Source organism: Streptomyces sp. NPDC059989 (assembly GCF_042736975.1).
GTDB lineage: Bacteria > Actinomycetota > Actinomycetes > Streptomycetales > Streptomycetaceae > Streptomyces.
On the sequence record NZ_JBHWUO010000015.1, the window covers coordinates 1 to 19,814 of the forward strand.

General features: G+C 74.0%; 18 protein-coding genes and 1 pseudogene. 6 read left to right on the forward strand and 13 right to left on the reverse strand.

Annotation, left to right across the window (positions count from 1 at the left end):
- Positions 1–185: 185 nt before the first annotated feature.
- Complete coding sequence (locus ACFWBN_RS15520; protein WP_385176622.1) at positions 186–1,388, reverse strand: glutathionylspermidine synthase family protein; 1,203 nt, start codon at positions 1,386–1,388, stop codon at positions 186–188.
- A 68-nt stretch (positions 1,389–1,456) separates the two neighbouring features.
- Entirely contained in the window at positions 1,457–1,759 is a 303-nt protein-coding gene (locus tag ACFWBN_RS15525; RefSeq protein ID WP_385176625.1) for a hypothetical protein, read from the reverse strand.
- 111 nt (positions 1,760–1,870) lie between these two features.
- Between ACFWBN_RS15525 and ACFWBN_RS15530 the strand changes: the two genes are divergently transcribed.
- Positions 1,871–2,707, forward strand: coding sequence for a hypothetical protein (locus tag ACFWBN_RS15530; RefSeq protein WP_385176976.1), 837 nt, complete (start codon positions 1,871–1,873; stop codon positions 2,705–2,707).
- Between the two features lie 187 nt (positions 2,708–2,894).
- On the opposite strand, the gene ACFWBN_RS15535 is transcribed toward ACFWBN_RS15530, so the two are convergent.
- Together ACFWBN_RS15535 and ACFWBN_RS15540 are read right to left on the reverse strand one after the other, a co-directional pair.
- Positions 2,895–3,302, reverse strand: coding sequence for a nuclear transport factor 2 family protein (locus ACFWBN_RS15535; protein WP_385176628.1), 408 nt, complete (start codon positions 3,300–3,302; stop codon positions 2,895–2,897).
- A 93-nt stretch (positions 3,303–3,395) separates the two neighbouring features.
- The gene (locus ACFWBN_RS15540) at positions 3,396–4,790 is read right to left on the reverse strand and encodes a PLP-dependent aminotransferase family protein (protein WP_385176630.1); all 1,395 of its coding nucleotides are present in this window, start codon (positions 4,788–4,790) and stop codon (positions 3,396–3,398) included.
- Between the two features lie 47 nt (positions 4,791–4,837).
- Between ACFWBN_RS15540 and ACFWBN_RS15545 the strand changes: the two genes are divergently transcribed.
- A complete protein-coding gene (locus ACFWBN_RS15545) occupies positions 4,838–5,374 on the forward strand; it encodes a carboxymuconolactone decarboxylase family protein (protein ID WP_385176633.1) in 537 nt (178 codons plus the stop codon).
- A 23-nt stretch (positions 5,375–5,397) separates the two neighbouring features.
- Here ACFWBN_RS15545 and ACFWBN_RS15550 read toward each other — a convergent pair whose 3' ends face one another.
- From ACFWBN_RS15550 to ACFWBN_RS15575, 6 genes are all read right to left on the reverse strand, one after another.
- Positions 5,398–5,967: a hypothetical protein gene (locus ACFWBN_RS15550; protein WP_385176636.1), complete on the reverse strand. Its 570-nt coding sequence runs from the start codon at positions 5,965–5,967 to the stop codon at positions 5,398–5,400.
- 191 nt (positions 5,968–6,158) lie between these two features.
- Positions 6,159–6,536, reverse strand: a complete 378-nt coding sequence (locus tag ACFWBN_RS15555) for a hypothetical protein (protein WP_385176639.1) — start codon at positions 6,534–6,536, stop codon at positions 6,159–6,161.
- The gene (locus ACFWBN_RS15560; protein WP_385176642.1) at positions 6,526–8,280 is read right to left on the reverse strand and encodes a hypothetical protein; all 1,755 of its coding nucleotides are present in this window, start codon (positions 8,278–8,280) and stop codon (positions 6,526–6,528) included. The genes ACFWBN_RS15555 and ACFWBN_RS15560 overlap by 11 nt, the downstream gene beginning before the upstream one ends.
- 128 nt (positions 8,281–8,408) lie before the next feature.
- Positions 8,409–9,398: a malate dehydrogenase gene (locus tag ACFWBN_RS15565; protein ID WP_385176645.1), complete on the reverse strand. Its 990-nt coding sequence runs from the start codon at positions 9,396–9,398 to the stop codon at positions 8,409–8,411.
- Between the two features lie 214 nt (positions 9,399–9,612).
- Positions 9,613–10,044, reverse strand: a complete 432-nt coding sequence (locus ACFWBN_RS15570; RefSeq protein ID WP_385176648.1) for a DUF3017 domain-containing protein — start codon at positions 10,042–10,044, stop codon at positions 9,613–9,615.
- On the reverse strand, positions 10,034–10,894 hold the full coding sequence (locus ACFWBN_RS15575; protein WP_385176651.1) for a bifunctional methylenetetrahydrofolate dehydrogenase/methenyltetrahydrofolate cyclohydrolase: 861 nt from the start codon (positions 10,892–10,894) through the stop codon (positions 10,034–10,036). The genes ACFWBN_RS15570 and ACFWBN_RS15575 overlap by 11 nt, the downstream gene beginning before the upstream one ends.
- Positions 10,895–11,138: 244 nt before the next feature.
- On the opposite strand from ACFWBN_RS15575, the gene ACFWBN_RS15580 reads away from it, so the two are divergent.
- A complete protein-coding gene (locus ACFWBN_RS15580) occupies positions 11,139–11,792 on the forward strand; it encodes a hypothetical protein (protein ID WP_385176654.1) in 654 nt (217 codons plus the stop codon).
- Positions 11,793–11,889: 97 nt separating this feature from the next.
- On the opposite strand, the gene purH is transcribed toward ACFWBN_RS15580, so the two are convergent.
- Positions 11,890–13,503 (reverse strand): bifunctional phosphoribosylaminoimidazolecarboxamide formyltransferase/IMP cyclohydrolase, encoded by a 1,614-nt coding sequence (gene purH, locus ACFWBN_RS15585; protein WP_385176657.1) that lies wholly within the window; start codon positions 13,501–13,503, stop codon positions 11,890–11,892.
- Positions 13,500–14,123: a phosphoribosylglycinamide formyltransferase gene (gene purN, locus ACFWBN_RS15590; protein ID WP_385176661.1), complete on the reverse strand. Its 624-nt coding sequence runs from the start codon at positions 14,121–14,123 to the stop codon at positions 13,500–13,502. The genes purH and purN overlap by 4 nt, the downstream gene beginning before the upstream one ends.
- Before the next feature lie 284 nt (positions 14,124–14,407).
- Here purN and ACFWBN_RS15595 point away from each other — a divergent pair, with 284 nt between their 5' ends.
- Entirely contained in the window at positions 14,408–15,019 is a 612-nt protein-coding gene (locus tag ACFWBN_RS15595) for a hypothetical protein (RefSeq protein WP_385176664.1), read from the forward strand.
- Positions 15,020–15,328: 309 nt separating this feature from the next.
- Here ACFWBN_RS15595 and ACFWBN_RS15600 read toward each other — a convergent pair whose 3' ends face one another.
- The gene (locus tag ACFWBN_RS15600; RefSeq protein ID WP_385176667.1) at positions 15,329–16,930 is read right to left on the reverse strand and encodes a DUF6350 family protein; all 1,602 of its coding nucleotides are present in this window, start codon (positions 16,928–16,930) and stop codon (positions 15,329–15,331) included.
- A 119-nt stretch (positions 16,931–17,049) separates the two neighbouring features.
- Here ACFWBN_RS15600 and ACFWBN_RS15605 point away from each other — a divergent pair.
- Together ACFWBN_RS15605 and ACFWBN_RS15610 are read left to right on the forward strand one after the other, a co-directional pair.
- Positions 17,050–17,235, forward strand: a pseudogene (locus ACFWBN_RS15605) (helix-turn-helix domain-containing protein); the annotation flags it as partial.
- 1,374 nt (positions 17,236–18,609) lie between these two features.
- Complete coding sequence (locus tag ACFWBN_RS15610; protein ID WP_385176986.1) at positions 18,610–19,725, forward strand: RNA polymerase sigma factor; 1,116 nt, start codon at positions 18,610–18,612, stop codon at positions 19,723–19,725.
- Positions 19,726–19,814: the final 89 nt, after the last annotated feature.

Genomic DNA, 19,814 nt, shown 5'->3' on the forward strand with positions numbered 1-19,814 from the left:
GGGTGTGTGGCGGGGCGCCCCCGCAGGGCGCCGAACGCAACAAGGCTGCCACTCTCCGACCCCTGGCCACGTTCGGCGCCCGAGGAGGTGCCCCGCCGCGCGCCCGGCCCCGCCGAAACCGGCCCCCGGCAGGCCAGGCCCCGCCGAAACCGCCCCGCCCGGACCGGCCCCGTCAGGGCGCGGCCCTACAGGATGACGTGCGGCAGGAACCGGGCGTACTCGTCCGTGACCGGCCCCGCCGATTCGCGGATGCCGAGCCCCGCCGCCTCGTCCTCGACGACCCACGCGCCGAGCACCACCCGGTTGCCGTCGAAGTCGGGCAGCGGGGCCAGGCCCTGGAAGCAGTACCGCTCCCCCTGCTCCGGTACGAACGGCTCGCCGCCGCCGTCCGCCGGATGCAGGGTGACCCCGGCACCCTCGCGGCCGAGCAGCGGCTTGGCCACGTAGCCGTCGGAGCCGGGCTCCGCGAGCTCGCGCGGGCCGTCGAGGTAGGCCGGCAACAGGTTCGGGTGCTCCGGGAAGAGCTCCCACAGGATCGCCAGCAGCGCCTTGTTGGACAGCAGCATCTTCCAGAGCGGCTCGATCCAGCAGGTGGTGCCGGAGCCGCCGCCGTGGTCGTAGGTGCCGAGGACCTGCGGGCCGAACTCGTCGGTGGCCAGCCACTCCCACGGGTAGAGCTTGAAGCAGCCGCGGATGAAGCGGAGCCGGTCGTCGACGAACCGGCCCGACAGGCTGTCCCAGCCGATCTGCTCGACCGACAGGGCGTGGGTCTCGATGCCGGCCTGCTCGGCGGTCTCCTGGAGGTAGGCGACCGTCATCAGGTCCTCGCCGAGCTCGTCGGTCTCGGAGTGCGCGAAGTGCAGCGGGCCGGGCGGGAGCAGCTCGGCCTGCCGCCGCCAGGCGTCGACGAGGCGCTCGTGGAGGGAGTTCCACTGGTCGGCGCCGGGGAAGCGCTCCTCCATCCAGAACCACTGCGGGCTGGCCGCCTCGACGAGGGAGGTGGGGGTGTCGGCGTTGTACTCCAGCATCTTGGCCGGGCTGCCGGTGCCGTCGTAGCGCAGGTCGAAACGGCCGTAGAGGGAGGGCTGTTCGGCGCGGCGGCGCCAGGACTCGGCGATGAGCGTGGCCAGCTTCGGGTCGGTGATCCCGAGGTCGGCGAACCGGTCCTGCTCGACGATGTGCGCGGCCGCGGCCAGGCACATGGCGTGCAGCTCCTCGACGACGTTCTCCAGGGCCTCGACCTCGGGGAGGGTGAAGGAGTAGTACGCGCTCTCGTCCCAGTAGGGGCGCAGGGAGTCGTCGGGGTAGCGGGTGAGGGGGTAGATCAGGCCCTGCTCCTCGACGGTCTTCTGCCAGTCGGGGCGGGGCTCGATGGTGTGCCGCTTCATGGGTGGGGGGTCCCTGGACTTCCTGGAGTTACAGCAGTTGCCGGAGTCGCCGGAGTCGCCGGAGTTCGTCAGCCGCCGCTGGAGCCGGAGCTGGAGTGTCCGCCGATGCCGCCGCGGGTGACGGCGGACTTGTCGAAGCTGCCGCCGGTGACCTTGCCGCTGCTGACACGGCCGCCGTAGTACCAGGAGCCGCGGCCGCCGCTCTTGCAGTCCTTGCTGTTCAGGTGGTCCAGCGTGGAGCGGGACGCGCAGCGCTTGTCGGGCTCGTCGCTGCTGCCGCAGGCCACGAGCGTGGCCGCGAGCAGGCCCATGCCGCCGAGTGCTACGGCTCCGGAGCGCATGCGGCGCTGGTTGGTGCTGGTGCTGTCCATGTGGCTGCTCCCCCTGGTGGCGTGCTCCCGACAGACTAGAGCGGGGCACCCGGCCGATGGAATCCGGCCGTCGGGAGAACCGTGACCTAGAGTCAGTTCGTGCTGATTGGGATGATTTGCGCGCTGGGTGCGGCGGTCTGCTTCGGTACGGCGTCCGTCCTGCAGGCGGTGGCGGCGCGGGCCGCGGAGCCGGGGACGGGTTCCGGGGTGGACCCGGCGCTGCTGCTGCGGGCGGCCCGGCAATGGCGGTACCTGGCCGGACTCGGCCTGGACGCGATCGGCTTCGTGTTCCAGATCATCGCGCTGCGCCACGTTCCGATCTACGCGGTGGGGGCCGCGCTGGCCGCGAGCCTCGCGGTGACGGCGGTGGTGGCGGCCAGGCTGTTGCGGGTGCGGCTGTCGGGGCTGGAGTGGGGCGCGGTGGGGGTGGTGTGCGCGGGGCTGCTGATGCTGGGGCTGGCCTCCGGGGAGGAGGGCTCGGGGAAGGGCTCGCTCGCGCTGAAGCTGGGGCTGCTGGGGACGGCGGGGCTGGTGCTGCTGGTCGGCGCGGCGGCGGGGCGGCTGCCGGACCGGCCGCGCGCGCTGGTCCTGGGGTTCGCGGCGGGGACGGGCTTCGGGGTGGTGGAGGTGGCGGTCCGCCTGCTCGACTCCCCCTGGGACGTACGGAACCCGGCGCTGTACGCGCTGCTGCTGGGCGGGGGCGCGGCGTTCCTGCTCCTGACCTCGGCGCTGGCGCGCGGCTCGGTGACGGCGGCGACGGCGGGCCTGGTGCTGGGCGAGACGATCGCCCCGGCGGTGGTGGGGGTGGCCTGGCTCGGCGACCGCACCCGCGAGGGCCTGACCTGGCTGGCGGTGGCCGGCTTCGCCGTGGCCGTGGCCGGCTCCTTGGCGTTGGCCCGCTTCGGCGAACCCGCGCCGACGCCGCGGCCGCCGACGCCGACGCCGTGACCTGCGGGGCCCCCGGGCTCCGCCCGAACCCGCGCCTCAATCGCCGGCGGGGCTTGATGTGCCCCCGTAGTCCCGCAGGTGCGGCGCCGCTTCCTGGGGCTCCGCCCCAGACCCCGCGCCTCAAACGCCGGCGAGGCTTGATGTGCCCCCGTAGTCCCCCAGCAGCGGCGCCGCACCCGCACGGACCTCAGGGCGTCTTCGCGTAGCCAAGGGCCTCCGTGATGCGCCCGGCACGGATCCGCATCAGGTTGACGCCCAGCACCGACGTCTCCTGGCCCGTGCCGAAGACCGCCTCGCCGTCCGTGAAGACCGCCCGCCACTGGATCACCGCCCGGTCGCCCGCCACGAACACCTCGTACGGGGTGAAGGTGGTCGACCGGTCCGCGGCCAGGTTCTGCCAGAACTCCAGGCAGGCCTCGCGGCCCTCGTAGCGCGCGCCCTCGGGGGCCGGCTGGACCCCCACCATCACGCAGTCCTCCGCCACCAGCTCCGTCAGGAGCTCCGGCTCGCGGCCGGTGAAGGCCCGGTTGAAGCGGCGGATCACTTCTGCCGTGTCGAGTTCCGCCGTCGTCGTATTCGTCATCGCGTTCGTCATCGTCGTTCCCCTCGTCGTCCTCGCTCCTGGCCTGTGCACCGATCCTCCCCACCCGCCCGCACCCGGACAATTCCCTCCGGGGAATGGCCCCGGCTACGGAAGCGCCGCCGACAGCGCCGCCAGCGTCGGGGCCCACGCGCTGTCCGACGGGGTCCCGTAGCCGACCACCAGCGCGTCGCGCGGCGGGAGGTCCGCCTCCGGGTGGCGGAAGCCGGAGAGGCCGTGCAGGGCCAGGTCGTGCCAGGACGCCGACTGCAGCACCGAGCGCTCCGTCCCCGCCGGGAGGTCCAGGACCGCGTGCAGGCCCGCCGCGATGCCCGAGACGGCCACCCGGCCGGCCAGGGCGGCGACCAGCTCGTCCCGGCGGCGCCGGTACCGCAGCCGCATGCCGCGCACGTGCCGGTCGTACGCCCCGGAGGTGATGAACTCCGCGAGCGTGAGCTGGTCCGGCGCGCTGGAGGTCCAGTCGCTCATGCCCTTCACCGCCAGGACCTCGTCGAGCAGCCCCGGCGGGACCACCATCCAGCCCATGCGCAGCCCCGGGGCGAGGGACTTGCTGGCCGTGCCCAGGTAGACCACCCGGTCGGGGTCCAGCCCCTGCAGCGCGCCCACCGGCTGGCGGTCGTAGCGGAACTCCCCGTCGTAGTCGTCCTCCAGGACCAGCCCGCCCGTGGTCCGGGCCCAGTCGACGACCGCCGACCGCCGGGCCGGGGTCAGGGCGGCCCCGGTCGGGAACTGGTGCGCCGGGGTCAGGAGGACCGCGCCCACCGCCCCGGTCAGCTCCTGCGTACGGGCGCCCTCCGCGTCCACCCCCAGCGGCCGGGTCCGCAGCCCCGCCCGTTCGAGCAGGTTCCGGTGGATGTCCAGCCCGTACCCCTCCACCGCCATCTCCCGCACCCGCCGCGCCCGCAGCACCCGGGCCAGCAGCCCCAGCGCGTGGACGAAGCCCGAGCACAGCACGATCCGGTCCGGGTCCGCGTACACCCCGCGGGCCCGCGCCAGGTACCCGGTCAGCGCCTCCCGCAGCTCCGGCCGGCCGCGCCCGTCGGTGGAGTACCCGAAGGCCTCGTTCGGCGCGTCGGTCAGCGCCCGCCGGGCCGCCGAGAGCCAGGCCGCGCGCGGGAACGCGCTCACGTCCGGGGAGCCGGGCAGCAGGCTGTACGCGGCCCCCCGGCGCGCGGGGTGGCGTACGCGGGCCGCCGCCGCGGGCTTGCGCGGCCGGGCCCGTTCGGCGACCCGGGTACCGGATCCCTGCCGGGCCGTCAGCCAGCCCTCGGCGACGAGCTCGGCGTACGCCTCCGCGACCGTGTTGCGGGCGATCCCCAGGTCGGCGGCGAGCGAGCGGGAGGAGGGCAGCCGGGTCCCGGCGGCCAGCCGTCCGCTGCGCGCGGCCTCGCGCAGCGCCTCGGTGAGCCCGGCCCGCAGGCCGCGGCCCGCGGAGAGGTCCAGATGCAGGTCGGCGCCGAAAGTGGCCCATGAATCCGTCATGGATATGGACCATAACGGCGGTCCGGTTCTCTCCTACGGTGGGACGCATGACGATCACGAACGAGCAGCAGAGCACCCACCACCACAACCACGCCGACGCCGGCTCCTACGCCCCGGAGCACTCCCCCCGCCTCCAGTGGGCGAAGCTCGCCCCCGAGGTGTACAAGGCCGTCGCGGCGCTGGAGATCGCCTCCAAGAAGGGCCTGGACCCGGCCCTCGTCGAGCTCGTCAAGCTCCGCGCCTCGCAGCTCAACCACTGCGCCTTCTGCATCGACATGCACTCCAAGGACGCGATCGCCGCCGGCGAGAGCGTCGAGCGGATCGTGCTGCTCGGCGCGTGGGAGGAGTCGCGGCACTTCTACACCGAGAAGGAGCTCGCCGCGATCGAGCTCACCGAGGCGGTCACGGTCCTCACCGACGGCTTCGTGCCCGACGAGGTCTACGAGAAGGCCGCCAAGCACTTCGAGGAGCGCGAGCTGGCCCAGCTGATCGCCGTCATCGCGACGATCAACGTCTGGAACCGCTTCGGCGTCACCACCCGCATGGTGCCGGGGCACTACACCCCGGGCATGTTCAAGAGCTGACCCGGCGTCACCGCGTCACCGCCTCACTCCGTACGGAAGGAGCCGACGGCCGTCGTGAGGCGCTTGCGCACGAGCGGGACGTCGGTGTCGGGGCCGTACGCCAGGAGGACCCACCGGGTGCCGTCGGCGGTGACGGTGAACCGTGCGATGGCGTGGGCGGGCGGGTCGGACGAGTTCGGATCGTCGTACGCGTAGACCTGCTCGCAGCCGCCGCCGTCCACGGGCTTCCTGGAGATGTCCCGGTAGCCGGGGGTCTGGCTCAGCGACTCGACGGAAGTGCGCAGGTAGTCGCAGGCGGTCCCGGTCTCCTCGGTGACCCGGAAGACCTGGAGCGCCGCGCTCCGGTCGCTTCCCCCGCCGGGGCCGTAGACCGTGCCGTAGCCGGCGCCGGAGCCGGCCTGCCAGTCGGCGGGGATGGCGACCGAGAAGCCGGCCGCCGTGTCGTGCACCCGCGTGTAGCCGGCCGGCAGGGCGGTGGCGTCGGGGCCCCTGGCGCCCAGGAACAGCCATCCCGCCACGGCGGCCGCGCCCAGCACGGCCACGCCGAGTGACACCACCAGCAGGGTCCGTCGGCGCCGCGCGGGGGCCGGCACCGGCGGTCCCTGCGGCCTCGGCGGGGTCCCGGGCGGATACGGGGCCGGGGTCGGAGCCGCCGCCTGGGGCGGAGCCGGGGTCGGAGCCGCGGCCGCCGCCGGGGCTGTCGGTGGGGCCGGGGCCGCCGGCGTCCGCTCCCACCGCTGCGACCGCGGGTTCCAGCGGACGCCGCCCTCCCCCTCGGCCACCGTCAGCCCCCCAGCGAGGTCAGCAGCGCGGCCAGGGCGGTGGCCGCGCTCACCGACTCCACCAGCGGGGCCCACCGCTCCAGCGCCCCGCGCAGCCGGGCCGGCAGACCCGGCCGGACCTCCCCGCCCGCCTCCAGTTCCCCGGCCGCCTCGTCCAGTTCCCCGTCGAGCGCCGCCCGTTCGGCGCTGCGGGGCAGCCGTACGAGGGCCGCGCGCAGCTCCCGTACGGCCTCCAGCAGTTCCTCGGCGCCGGGCGCCCCCTCCCCCGTACCGCCGTGGTGGACGGTGCTGTTGGTGTTGTGGCTGCCGCCGATGCTGAAGCTGCTGCCGTGGACCTCGCCGATCCGTACCGCGGGCTGTTCCCCGCCGTCAGTTGCCACCGTTTCTCCCCTTGCCCGGGCCCATGTGCCTGTCCTTGTCCGCGTCCGACGCCTGGTGGGTGGAGGCGCTGTTGTGGCTCACCCCGCCGATGCCGAAGGCGCTGTTGTGCACCGACTGGATGAAGACCGCCCCTTCGGCGACGTTCACGGCCCGCTCCGCGAACTCCTCGGTGTGCCAGCCCGCCTCGTGCAGGGCCACGGCCACCCCGCCGACGATCCGCTCCTGGACCGTCTTCAGGTACCGGTCCAGGTCCATCAGCTGGAACAGCGAGGCGTCGGTCTGCGAGGCGAGCTCCCGTACGGAGACGGCCGGTCCCGCCGGAATCGCCACGCCGTGCCCCGCGGTGGCCATCCGCCACGGGATGCGGGCCGCGCGCACCAGGTTCACCAGGGCCGGCCCGAGAGCGCCCGCACCGTTGACGACCGCCCAGACCACCTTGGCGAAGGCGCTGCCCAGCCGCTGCCGCTGGGCGATGTCGTCGGCCCGCTGGAAGTCCGGCCGGACGGGCAGCAGCACGTGCGGTGCCACTTCCAGCATCAGCATGCCGCCCTGCGTGTGCACGCGGATGAAGACGGTGACGACGAGGTTCTCGTCCCAGCCGCCGATCCGCACGCGCAGGAAGTGCCGGCGGCGCTCGCCGCCCTCCTCGATGGCGGCGGCGCGGTGCTCGGCGAACGCCTCGGCCGACAGGTCCAGGGAGTCGACGTCGGGCAGCCCGTCGGCCGGCAGGAACACGCACTCGTCGATGACCAGTTCGCGCAGCCGGTCCAGTACGGAGGCCTCCGCCTCCGGGGAGCCGTGCGGCGACGGAACGCGCAGGGCCTCCAGCCGTGGCCGGATCCGGTCCACGATCTGCGCGTTGTCCAGCTCCTGCACCTCGCCGTCGCCGCGCGGCCGCAGTTCGACGGTCAGCTGCCACGGCCTGTGTGCCTGGCCGGCCCCGCAGAACGGATTCCCCACGTCGTAGAGGACCAGGGGTGCGTGCTGGATCCGCTGGATCCGCGCGCGGGCCCGGGCGAAGCGCCGGCCCGTCACCACCAGGTCTCCCGCCCCGTCGGCGTAGCGGTCCCGGTGCAGCGACCGGTGCAGGACCCGGGCGAAGTGCCCGCGCTGGAGCCCGGCGACGGTCGTGAGCAGGAGGAAGACGAGTACGGCGACCCACGAGTAGGCCTCCCCGTAGAAGCGCCCCATCAGCGGCCATTCCAGGAAGATGCCGAGCGGGTTCCGCGCGATGACCTCGCCCAGGTACGGGAGGAGCCAGCCGGATTCCGAGAAGCGCATCGGCTGCACGATGTCGTCGGCGAAGCCGGCGACCACCCCCCACAGGACGTTGCCGAGCATCCAGACGGCGTACGCGCGCAGCAGGTACTCGACGATCCGGCTGCCGCGGCCGGTCCGGTCGCGGCGCCGCTTGATCTGGCCGGCGCCGCTGAGCAGGAGCGCCGGAACGATCAGGAAGACGATGAAGGTCTGGAGCAGCAGCAGCCCGAGGGCCCAGACCGCCACCACCGCGAGCGCCCAGGCCGTTTCGATGCGCCGGGCGCGCAGGGCGTGGGCGAGGACGCGGGCCGCGTCGAATCCGTGGGAGGGGGCGGTGAAGCGCTCCTCGTGGACGTACAGCTCGTCGATCACCCGGTCCCGGTACCCGGTGTCCAGATAGACGCCGGCGCACAGGAGCCGTCCGGCCTCCGTCAGCGACGGGTGGACGGGCGCTCTGCCTCCGTCCGCAGTGGTACCGCTCACCGAGTCCCCCTCAGGTGTGGGAGGAAACCGTACGGGTCGGTGCGGGGCCCGGACAGGGCGGATCACGCCAAAAAGCCCCGGCGCGCCGGGCGCCGGGGCCTTTCAGAGGAGTCGAGCCGCTATGAGACTCAGATGAGGCCGAGCTCGCGGACCGCGTCGCGCTCCTCCGACAGCTCCTGCACGGAGGCGTCGATGCGGGTGCGGGAGAACTCGTTGATGTCCAGGCCCTGGACGATCTCGTACTTGCCGTCCTTGCAGGTGACGGGGAAGGAGGAGATCAGGCCCTCCGGGACGCCGTAGGAGCCGTCCGACGGGATGCCCATCGAGGTCCAGTCGCCCGCGGCGGTGCCGTTGACCCACGTGTGGACGTGGTCGATGGCGGCGTTGGCGGCGGAGGCGGCCGAGGACGCGCCACGGGCCTCGATGATCGCGGCGCCGCGCTTGGCGACGGTCGGGATGAAGGTGTCGGCGAGCCACACCTCGTCGTTGACGACCTCGGCGGCGTTCTTGCCGGCGATCTCCGCGTGGAAGATGTCCGGGTACTGGGTCGCCGAGTGGTTGCCCCAGATGGTGAGGCGCTTGATGTCGGAGACGGCGGCGCCGGTCTTCTGCGCCAGCTGCGAGATCGCGCGGTTGTGGTCCAGGCGGGTCATCGCGGTGAAGCGCTCGGCCGGTACGTCCGGGGCGGCGGCCTGCGCGATGAGCGCGTTGGTGTTGGCCGGGTTGCCCACGACCAGGACCTTGATGTCGTCCGCGGCGTGCGCGTTGATCGCGGCGCCCTGCGGCTTGAAGATGCCGCCGTTGGCGGAGAGCAGGTCACCGCGCTCCATGCCCTTGGTGCGCGGGCGGGCGCCGACGAGCAGCGCGACGTTGGCGCCCTCGAAGCCCTTGTTCGGGTCGTCGAAGATGTCGATGCCGGCGAGCAGCGGGAAGGCGCAGTCGTCGAGCTCCATGGCGGTGCCCTCGGCGGCCTTCATCCCCTGGGGGATTTCCAGGAGCCGGAGCTTGACCGGCACGTCCGCGCCGAGCAGGTGACCGGAGGCGATGCGGAAGAGCAGCGCGTAGCCGATCTGGCCGGCGGCGCCGGTGACGGTGACATTCACGGGAGTGCGGGTCATGGCCTTCTCCGTTAGACAGCTGGCGGTGGGGCGTCCCTGCCCCATGTGCTGGACGGACGCCGCTTCCCTTGAATCTTGATGTGAAGAGACATCCGCGGTCAGGCTATCCGACCCTGGAGGGGCCGAACCCCCGGGTCCGTGTGGCACGTCGCACACGCCACCGGAGGTTCGAAGGCCAATCGCCCGCCCGCCCCGACGAATCGGTCGCCACGGCCTAGCGGACGGTGAAGCGGACGGCCGATTCCAGGAACGGCAGGTTCAGCACCGGCTTGGGTTCCATCACCAGTGCGAGCAGCGTGATCGCCACGCCCAGCAGCCCGTACGTGACCATGTCCGTGAAGCGGGAGCGTACGGCGAGCATGCCCACCGAGGGCAGTACGCGGCGCAGCGCCGAGGCCGCGATCAGGGCCAGCCCGATGACCAGGCAGCCGACCCGCGGGTGCCCGAACGCCGTGGACAGCAGCCCGGCCGCGGTCGCGGTGAGCACGGCGAGCATCGGCCACTGGCGGACGGGCGTGGACACGGCCCCGGGGACGGCACGGCCGCTGCCCTCGGGGCGGGCGGTGTCGCGGGTGATGGAGGGGAAGCGGCGGGACCGGGGCGCCTCCGCCCCGGTCGGGCCGGTCGCGTCCGGTTCAGCCTGCACTGGTGGTCCGTTCGGCGGCCTCGACGACGTTGACGAGGAGCTGGGCCCGGGTCATCGGGCCGACGCCGCCCGGGTTCGGGGAGATCCAGGCGGCCACCTCGGCGACACCGGGGTGCACGTCGCCGACGATCTTCCCGTTCTCGTCGCGGCTGACGCCCACGTCGAGCACGGCCGCGCCCGGCTTCACGTCCTCCGGCTTGACCAGGTGCGGGACTCCGGCCGCGGCGACGATGATGTCCGCCTGGCGCAGCAGCCCGGAGAGGTCGCGCGTACCGGTGTGGCAGAGCGTCACGGTGGCGTTCTCGGACTTGCGGGTCAGCAGGAGGCCGATGGAGCGTCCGACGGTGATGCCGCGGCCGAGGACGACGACGTGCGCGCCGTTGATTTCGACGCCGTGGTGGCGCAGGAGTTCGACGATGCCGTACGGGGTGCAGGGCAGCGGGCCGGGCTCGTTCAGCACCAGCCGGCCGAGCGACATGGGGTGCAGGCCGTCGGCGTCCTTCAGCGGGTCCATCAGCTCCAGGACCCGGTTGGTGTCGATGCCCTTGGGGAGGGGGAGCTGGACGATGTAACCGGTGCATTCCGGATTGGCGTTGAGCTCCCGTACGACCGCCTCGATGTCCTCCTGGGAGGCCGTCGCGGGAAGTTCGCGCTGGATGGAGGCGATGCCGACCTCGGCGCAGTCCTTGTGCTTGCCGTTGACGTACCAGCGGCTGCCCGGGTCGTCACCGACCAGCAGGGTGCCGAGGCCGGGGGTGGTGCCCCGTGCCTTCAGGGCCGCCACACGGGCGGTCAGTTCGGACTTGATCGCGGCTGCGGTGGCCTTGCCATCGAGAATCTGGGCGGTCATGGGTCCATCCTCCCGGATGGACCGGCCCCGATTCCAGTCGCGGCGTGCGCCGGTATGCACGGTTCATTGCACTTGCACAACAAGTGACGGACGTCATCACAACCAACTGGACAAGCCGTTGCCGGGCGGACGACGATGAATCCAATGAGTGCCGCGGGCAGTGCCGGGGGGCGGACCGCACGATGCAGATTTCCTCCGTGCGTTTGCCGTGCGTCCCCGCACTTCCACGGAGGAACACCCCAAGATGAGCTTCGGCGACCCGAACAACCCGTACGGACAGCAGCCCCCGGCCCCGCAGGGCCAGCCCGGCTACGGCTACCCGCAGCAGGCCCCGCAGGGCGTCCCGCCGCAGGGTGGCTACGCCTACCCCCAGCAGTCGGCCCCGCAGGGCTACCCGGGCGGTCCGGTCGGGTACCCGGGTGCCGCGGTCGAGATGCCCGGCGGGGTGAAGGCCGCCCGCGTCATCCTGTTCATCCTCGGCGGCCTGCAGGTCGCCTTCGGCCTGCTGGCGCTCGTCGGCGGAGCGTTCTTCGCCTCGATGTTCGCCGAGTCCGGCGACTCCACGACGAGTGACGTGGGCACGGCGGCGGGCGGCCTGTTCGCCGTCGTCGGCATCATCGTCATCGCGATCGCGCTGTGGCCGATCCTGACCGCCGCCAAGCTGTCCAAGGGCCGGGGCGGTGTCCGCGTGTCCGGCATCATCTTCGGCTCGCTGCAGGCGCTCTTCGCCGGGCTCAGCGTGCTCAGCAACCTCGCCCTGCTCGGGAGCGACCAGGCGCCCCCCGCCATCGTGGTGTCCCTGATCTTCGCGCTGATCTCGCTGGCGCTGGGCATCTGGATCATCGGGGGTCTGGCCAATTCGGCCGCGAGCGCCTACTTCGGCCGCCCGCAGTACTAGACGTACGGGGGCCGTCGGGCCCCGCACCACGGCGAAGGCCGCGACCCGCGCAGTTTCTGCGGGTCGCGGCCTTCGCCGTTCTCGTGGGCTCCGGGGCTCAGTGGAAGAAGTGCCGGGTCCCGGTGAAGTACATGGTCACGCCGGCCTTCTTGGCGGCCTCGACGACCAGCTCGTCCCGCACGGAACCACCCGGCTGGACCACTGCCTTGATGCCGGCGGCCGTCAGGATCTCCAGCCCGTCCGGGAAGGGGAAGAAGGCGTCGGACGCGGCGTACGAGCCCTGCGCGCGCTCGGCGCCCGCCCGCTCGACGGCGAGCTTCGCCGAGTCGACGCGGTTGACCTGGCCCATGCCGACGCCGACCGAGGCGCCGTCCTTGGCGAGCAGGATCGCGTTGGACTTGACGGCCCGGCAGGCCTTCCACGCGAAGGCGAGGTCGGCGAGCTCCTCGGCGGACAGGGCGTCGCCGGTGGCGAGGGTCCAGTTGGCCGGGTCGTCGCCCTCGGCCTGGCCCCTCCCCTCTTCAAACGTGTCGGACTGCTGGAGCAGCACGCCGCCGGAGATCGGCTTGAGGTCGCCCGGCTGGTGCGGGGTCCCGTCTACCTTCAGGACGCGGATGTTCTTCTTCTTGGCCAGGATCTCCAGCGCGCCGTCCTCGTAGGCGGGGGCGGCGATGACCTCGGTGAAGATCTCCGCGACCTGCTCGGCGAGCTCGACGGTCACCGGGCGGTTGACGGCGATGACGCCGCCGAACGCCGACAGCGGGTCGCAGGCGTGCGCCTTGCGGTGGGCCGCGGCGACATCCGTGTCCACCGCGATGCCGCACGGGTTGGCGTGCTTGATGATCGCGACGCAGGGCTCCGCGTGGTCGTAGGCGGCGCGGCGGGCGGCCTCGGTGTCCACGTAGTTGTTGAAGGACATCTCCTTGCCGTGCAGCTGCTCGGCGTTGGCGAGCCCGCCCGGCTGACCGTCCGTGTAGAGGGCGGCGGCCTGGTGCGGGTTCTCGCCGTAGCGCAGGGTCGACTTGCGCTCCCACGCTCCGGCCAGGAACTCGGGCAGCGCGCCCTCCCCGCCCTCCGGCGCGTACGCGTTCGTGAACCAGGAGGCCACGGCCACGTCGTAGGCGGCGGTGTGCTGGAAGGCCTCGGCCGCGAGCCGCTTGCGGGCGGTGAGGTCGAAGCCGCCGCCCTGGGCCGCGGCGAGGACGTCGGCGTACCGCTCGGGGCTGGTCACGACGGCGACCGACGGGTGGTTCTTGGCGGCGGCGCGGACCATCGACGGGCCGCCGATGTCGATCTGCTCCACGCACTCGTCGTCGGAGGCACCCGACTGGACGGTGGCCAGGAAGGGGTACAGGTTGACGACCACGAGGTCGAAGGGCTCGACGCCCAGCTCGGCGAGCTGGTTGCGGTGGTCCTCCAGGCGCAGGTCGGCGAGGATGCCGGCGTGCACGCGCGGGTGCAGGGTCTTGACCCGGCCGTCCAGGCACTCGGGGAAGCCGGTCAGCTCCTCGACCTTGGTGACGGGCACCCCGGCCGCGGCGATCTTCGAGGCGGTGGAGCCGGTGGAGACGAGCGCGACGCCCGCCTCGTGCAGGCCGCGGGCCAGCTCTTCCAGTCCCGTCTTGTCGTAGACGCTGATGAGCGCACGACGGATCGGCCGCTGAGTCGTGGTCGGGTCGTTGCTGCTGTCTGCGGTCTCTACGGCGGTCACTGGATTGTTACCTTTCGTCCCTCAATGCGGTAGCCGTGCCGGGCCAGGCGCCCCACGACATCGACGAGCAGCTGTCGCTCGACTTCCTTGATGCGCTCATGGAGAGCGGCTTCGTCGTCCTCGTCCCGGACCTCGACGACACCCTGGGCGATGATCGGGCCGGTGTCCACGCCGCCGTCCACGAAGTGGACCGTGCAGCCGGTGACCCTCGCGCCGTAGGCGAGCGCGTCCCGTACGCCGTGCGCGCCGGGGAAGGCGGGGAGGAGGGCGGGGTGGGTGTTGATGAACCGTCCGCCGAAGCGGTCGATGAACGCCTTGCCCACGATCTTCATGAACCCGGCCGACACGACCAGGTCCGGCGCGTGCGCCTCGGTCGCCTCGGTGAGGGCGGTGTCCCACTCCTCGCGGCTCCCGTAGTCCTTGACCGGGCACACGAAGGTGGGGATCCCCGCCTTCTCGGCCCGCTCCAGGCCGACGATGCCCGTGCGGTCGGCCCCCACGGCGACGACTTCGGCGCCGAAGCCCTCGGGTCCGCCGGGGTGAGCATCGATGGCGTCGAGCAGGGCCTGGAGGTTGGTGCCGGAGCCGGAGACCAGCACGACCAGGCGGGAGGCGGCCATGAGGGCCCTTTCTCGCGGAAACACGGTGTTCGTCTTGTGCGGTCATACGAAACTTCGGGGTACCGATATACGGGGAACCATACGAAGCCACCGACCGCCTGCAACGATACCGGCACACCGGACGGCCCCCGAGGGACGGGGGGACGGCCGAGGGGTAGCGTCTGGCGTACAAGCCGCAGGAAGCCCCAACTAGCCCCAACAAGCCTCGATCAGGCCCCACCGCGGGCCCCACCTCGCCAGGACGTCGCCCTGACGTCCATGACACAGGGGAAGAACAGCACCCGATGCCGGACCGCCGCCAGCCCGACTCCTCCACCGACGACAACCCCTTCGCGGCTCCCCCGGAAGGCCGGCCCGACCAGCCGTGGCAGCCGCGCGGCGGTGGCGACGGCGGCGACGGCGGCCCCGGCGGGACCGACCCGAAGGGCCCCGAGGGCGGCCGGGGCGGCCCGGCGCGCTGGGACCCGACGGACCCGATCCAGCGCCGCGCCCGGTACGCGCTGCTGGCCGGCATGTGGGGCTTCTTCTTCGGGATCTTCGGAATCCCGTCGGTGGGACTGCTGCTGGGCGCGCTCGCCCTGTACTGGGGCATCAGCGCCCTGCGCGGCAAGCCGGCCCCCGCCGCCCGGCCGGGCACGACCCCGGCCGCCGCCCCGTCCCCCGGCGGCCTGGCAGCCCTGGGCGAAGCGGCCCGCCCGCAACGCACGGCGGCGGTGAGCGGCCTGGTCACGGCCTCGCTGGCGATCCTGCTGGCGATGACCTCGTACGCCCTGCAGCTCACGTACAAGGACTTCTACGTCTGCCGCGACGACGCCCTGACCCAGTCGGCGGAACTCGAGTGCAACACCCTCCTCCCGGACAACGTGGTGGGCGACATCCTGAAGGTCCGCCAGTAGCCGCTTCGGCTTCGCCGCGCCGCCCAGCCCCGCCGAACCATCCAGCGCCGCCGACACCATCCAGCCCCGCCGGCGTTTGAGGCGCGGGGCCCGGGGCGGAGCCCCGATCTTGCACCCGCACCTGCGCACTCGGCCGGGACCAAATCCAGCGGCGCCGGCACCATCCAGCCCCGCCGGCGTTTGAGGCGCGGGGTCCGGGGCGGAGCCCCGATCTTGCACCCGCACCTGCGCACCGGGCCGGGCACATCCAGCCTCGCCGGCGTTTGAGGCGCGGGGCCCGGGGCAGAGCCCCGGCAGCGGCGCCGCACCCTAGGCAGACGGCTTCCGCCGAGCCAGCACCCGCGCCCCACCCACCGGCGGGGACAACGGCACCGGCGCAGCCAACGGCACGTCCAGGCTGAGCCCCCGCACGATCGTCAACGCCCGCTGCGGCCGCACCACCGGCGCCTCCGGGGCAGCCGGGGCAGCCGGGGCAGCCGTGGCAGCCGTGGCAGCCGTGGCAGCCGTGGCAGCCGTGGCAGCCGGGGCATCCGTGGCAGCCGTGGCAGCCGGGGCATCCGGAACCGACTCCGTGGCCGCCGCCCGGCGAAGCGCCTCCCACCGGATCTCCCGCACCCCGCTGTCGTGCCACCCGTCCTCCTCCACCGCCACCCCCGCAACGGCCGGCCGCATCCGCCACGCATGCACCCCCACCGCCACCGGCACCGCCAGCACCAGCGTCCACGAGAACGCCGCCGCCCCGACGGCCCACCACACCGGCCCGAAGTCGGCCAGCGCCCGCGACCCCAGCGGCCCCGACGAGGCAGCCGCCAGCCCGGCCATGACCAGCCCGCACACCAGCGCGCCGAGGGCCGCCGTGAGCGCGGTCTCCCCGTACGAGACCTCCCGCGCCCGGCGCACCGCGAACCACCCCACCGCCAGCCCGGCCACCACCGGCACCGCGCCGACCGCCCAGGTCAGCAGGTTCCCCGGCCCCTCGGCCGGCAGCGCCGCCAGCAGCGGGAACCGCGGCAGCGGGGGCGAGCCCGCGAAGCCGAGCGGGCTGGCGGTCGCGCCGACGCCGAGGGCGAAGCCGGGCCCGAGGGCGTAGGCCGCCCCCCACACCATGGCGTTCGGGATCAGCGCGACCGCGAGCAGCAGCACCGCGAAGCGGCCCGACCACACCCCGGTCAGCGCCAGGAACGACCCCTGGACCTCCGCGCCGTGCCAGGCGAGCGCGACCCCGACGAGCAGCACACCGCCGCCCAGGAGTACGAGGGCTCCGCCCGCGCCGGCCCGGAGCGCCAGCGCGTAACGGGGGCGCGCGACTGCCCTCCGTACGCCCCCCGGGACCCACGACGGGAACGGCCCGAGCGGACGCCCCCGCGCCGCCCACACCCCGCCGGCGGCGGCGAGCACGGCGACCAGCGGAACGTGCCAGGCCGCGCTCAGCGGGTCGGCGGGCATGGGGCCGCCCGCCGCGTACACGGTGGCGAGCGCCCCGACGGCCAGGTATCCGCACAGCACGGCCGAGAAGACGGCACTGGCCGGCAGCACCTCCTCCCCCTCCTCCTCGGAGGCGCTCCCGAGCCGGGCCGCGCGCCGCATGAGCAGCACGGGCAGCGCGACGAGGAGCAGCGGGGTCAGGCCGACGGGCGCGGGCACGCCGGACAGGGTCTCGTACCGCACCAGCTCCGTCCCGTGGGCGAGCAGCCACAGCCCGGCGGCGAGGTGCAGGGCCCCGCCGGGGCCGCTGTCGGGGTAGGGGGAGCTGATCCACAGCACGATGACGAGCACGGCGAGGAAGCCGAGCCCGAGTCCGGCCGCCACGGCACCGCCCACCACGCAGGCGGCCGCCGCCGGGGAACGGCGCCGACCGGCGGCTCGCGGGGCCGCGGACAACGGGGTCCCGCGTTCGGTCACTTGGGTCACCCCGCCATGGTGCCTTCGACACGCGCTATGAGCGGGTAACAGGCGAATGCCCGTGGTGTCGCTCAATATACGTTTATGTACTTTTTCGCCCAGGGCTGCCGGGTCGCGGGGAGTGTGGCATGACACAAGGCGTCGAGACGAACTCGGAGCTGAGCCTCCCCTCCCCGAGGGAACGCCGCAGACTGCGCGAATCGGCGGAACTGTCGCACGAGGAGGTCGCGGCGGCGGTAGGGGTCACCGCGACCACGGTGCGGTCGTGGGAGAGCGGCCGCACGGATCCGCGCGGCCGCACACGGGAGGCGTACGCGAAATTCCTGACCACCCTGGCGACTGGGCCCCTACCCGAGCCCGAGCCCGAAACCACCCGCCCCCTGACGGACCGACACGCACAAACCGAAACCGGCGCCGAACCCCCGCCCGCCAAACCCGAAGCCGAAACCGCCGCTGCACACCCCCTGACGGACCAACAGACACAAACCTGCGCCGGACCCGAGCCCCTGGCCGCCAAAACCGAAGCCGCCCCCGGGGCGACACGCCCCCTGGCGGGCCGCCCCCCACACGCCGAAGCCGACACCCGGCTCGACGCCGCACGGCCCCTGACGGGCCGACACGCACACGTCGGAGCCGAACCCGGCACGACGCGCCCGCCGGCAGGTCGGCCTGCGGAGGCCGAGGCAGCGTCGGCCGGTACCGAGGCGGAGCCCGAGGCCGTGCCCCCCACGGTGCCGAGAGCGGCCCTCGGTACCGCACGCCCACTGACAGACCGACACGCACGAGCCGACGCCGGAGCCGGGCCCCTGGCCGCCGAGAGCGGAGCCGCACTCGGCGCCACGCGCCCGCCGGCAGGTCGGCCTGCGGAGACCGAGGCGGAGCCCGAGGCCGCGCCTCCGACGGTGCCGAGGGCGGCCCTCGGTACCGCACGCCCCCCGGCGGCTCGGCCCGTAGGGGCCGGCACCCGCCCCAAGCCCGCGGCCAAACGCGCCGCGAAGCCGCCGGTGGCGCTGCCCCGCCACGAGGCCAAGACCCCGGTCAAGGTCGGCTCCGCGGGCCTGACCACCGAGTTCCCATCCACCACCGGATCGGGTGGGTCTGACGGATCCGGCGGACCCCCGGGAGCCCGCTGCTCCGACGGGTCCACCGCCATCAGCGGAACCCCGGTAGCAGCCCGATCCGGCGGACCCATCGGGACGACCAGGCCCACCGACACCCCCGGGTCCGGCGGATCCACCGGCTCCCCGGAGACCGGCGGGCCGGGCAGGTCCGGCGGGGCGGGCGGAACCGGCGGGGCGAGCGGAACCGGCCGAGCCGACGCGGCCAACATGGCCACGAATCCGGCTGGCTCCACCGGGACCACGCGGACCGGCCGGTGCGACGGAGACGGCCGGGCCGCCGGCCCCGTAGGCACCCCCTTGCCTGAAGGAACGTCCGGGTCCGGCGCGGCAGTGCGTCCGCCCGCAAGCGCCGAGGCGGCGGGATCCGCCGCGGCAACTGCAGCCACCACGGCCGACGGGGCCAACGGTGCAGGCAGGGCAAGCGGGGCCACCCGCTTCGCCACGGCCGGCGGGGCCGACAGTGCAGACGGCACCACCCCGTTCGCCGCGGCCGACAGTGCACGCGGGACCACCGCGGTCCCGGCGGCCGACTCAGCTGAAGGGGCAGGCAGGGCCGACGGAGTCGCCGTGGCCGCCGGCCAGACCGGGACAGCCGCAGGCCCAAGCCCAGGCGCAGGCGCGGGCGACGAGTCCGGGACCACGGCCGGGATCGGGACCGGGACCGGGACCGGGGCCGCGACCGGAACCGGAACCGAGGCCGGCGCCGGGGCCGGGACCGGAACCGCGACCACGGCCGGGACCGGGACCGGAACCGGGACCACGGCCGGGACCGGGACCGGAACCGAAGCCAGGGCCGGGGCCGCGGCCGGAACCGCGACCGGGGCCCCGACCGGGGCCGAGGGCTCGGAAGGCGGCGCGCCCGCGCCTCCGCCCGGGCCGGCGGAGGCCTTCGACGCGCTCTACGGCCGCACCGCACCCGCCCTCACCCGCCAGACCTACCTGCTCACCGGCCGCCGGGCCCTCGCCCTGGAGGCCGTGGAGCGGGCCTTCCACCAGGCCTGGCATCACTGGCCCGAAGTAGCCACCGACCCCGACCCCGTGGGCTGGGTGCGCGCAGCCGCGTACGAGTACGCCCTCTCCCCCTGGCACCAGCTCCGCCGCGCCCACCGGCACCCCGACAAGCCCCCCGCCGAGCCCGCCGACCGGATCCTCCTGGAGGCCATGCTCGCGCTGCCCACCATCCACCGCCGTACCGTCCTGCTCTACGACGGCGTCGGCCTCGACCTCCCCGACACCGCCGCCGAGACCGAGGCCAGCACCCCCACCGCCGCCGGCCGGCTCCTCCACGCGCACGCCGACCTCGCCGACCGGATCCCCGAGCTGGCCGACGTACCGCCCGAGAAGCAGTCCGCGCTGCTGCGCGACCGGCTCACCTCGCTCCGGCCCGCCGTCCGGCTCGAACCGCGCCCGGCAGCCCTCGTACGCGCCTCCGGGGAGCGCCGCGCCCGGCGGTGGACGCGCGCCGCCGTCGGCCTCACCGCGCTGATCGCGGCCGCGTCGGCGTACACCGCCACGACCGCGCCCACCGAGTACGAGCCCCCGATGGCGCCCGGCGCGAACGTCTCCGGCGTGCCCCCGCACAGCGGACCCCAGCGGGTCACCGAGGAGAGCAAGGCGCTCCACGACAAACTGCGCGCCCATCCGGCCGCCGGTCCGGCCCGCCTCACCCCCCGGACCGAATGAGAAACGGGCGTGGGGGGCCCCCCCCCGGGGGGGGGGGGGGCCCCGCGGGGAGGTTGCACACAAACCCCCCCCCCCGCAGGGTTCGCGGG

Bases quoted from the DNA above. Each gene is read 5' to 3' on its own strand.
- ACFWBN_RS15525 (WP_385176625.1), bottom strand. From the start codon at position 1,759: ATGGACAGCACCAGCACCAACCAGCGCCGCATGCGCTCCGGAGCCGTA.
- ACFWBN_RS15520 (WP_385176622.1), bottom strand. From the start codon at position 1,388: ATGAAGCGGCACACCATCGAGCCCCGCCCCGACTGGCAGAAGACCGTC.
- ACFWBN_RS15565 (WP_385176645.1), bottom strand. From the start codon at position 9,398: ATGACCCGCACTCCCGTGAATGTCACCGTCACCGGCGCCGCCGGCCAG.
- ACFWBN_RS15580 (WP_385176654.1), top strand. From the start codon at position 11,139: ATGAGCTTCGGCGACCCGAACAACCCGTACGGACAGCAGCCCCCGGCC.
- purN (WP_385176661.1), bottom strand. From the start codon at position 14,123: ATGGCCGCCTCCCGCCTGGTCGTGCTGGTCTCCGGCTCCGGCACCAAC.
- ACFWBN_RS15575 (WP_385176651.1), bottom strand. From the start codon at position 10,894: ATGACCGCCCAGATTCTCGATGGCAAGGCCACCGCAGCCGCGATCAAG.
- ACFWBN_RS15595 (WP_385176664.1), top strand. From the start codon at position 14,408: ATGCCGGACCGCCGCCAGCCCGACTCCTCCACCGACGACAACCCCTTC.
- ACFWBN_RS15540 (WP_385176630.1), bottom strand. From the start codon at position 4,790: ATGACGGATTCATGGGCCACTTTCGGCGCCGACCTGCATCTGGACCTC.
- ACFWBN_RS15530 (WP_385176976.1), top strand. From the start codon at position 1,871: ATGATTTGCGCGCTGGGTGCGGCGGTCTGCTTCGGTACGGCGTCCGTC.
- ACFWBN_RS15535 (WP_385176628.1), bottom strand. From the start codon at position 3,302: ATGACGAACGCGATGACGAATACGACGACGGCGGAACTCGACACGGCA.
- ACFWBN_RS15545 (WP_385176633.1), top strand. From the start codon at position 4,838: ATGACGATCACGAACGAGCAGCAGAGCACCCACCACCACAACCACGCC.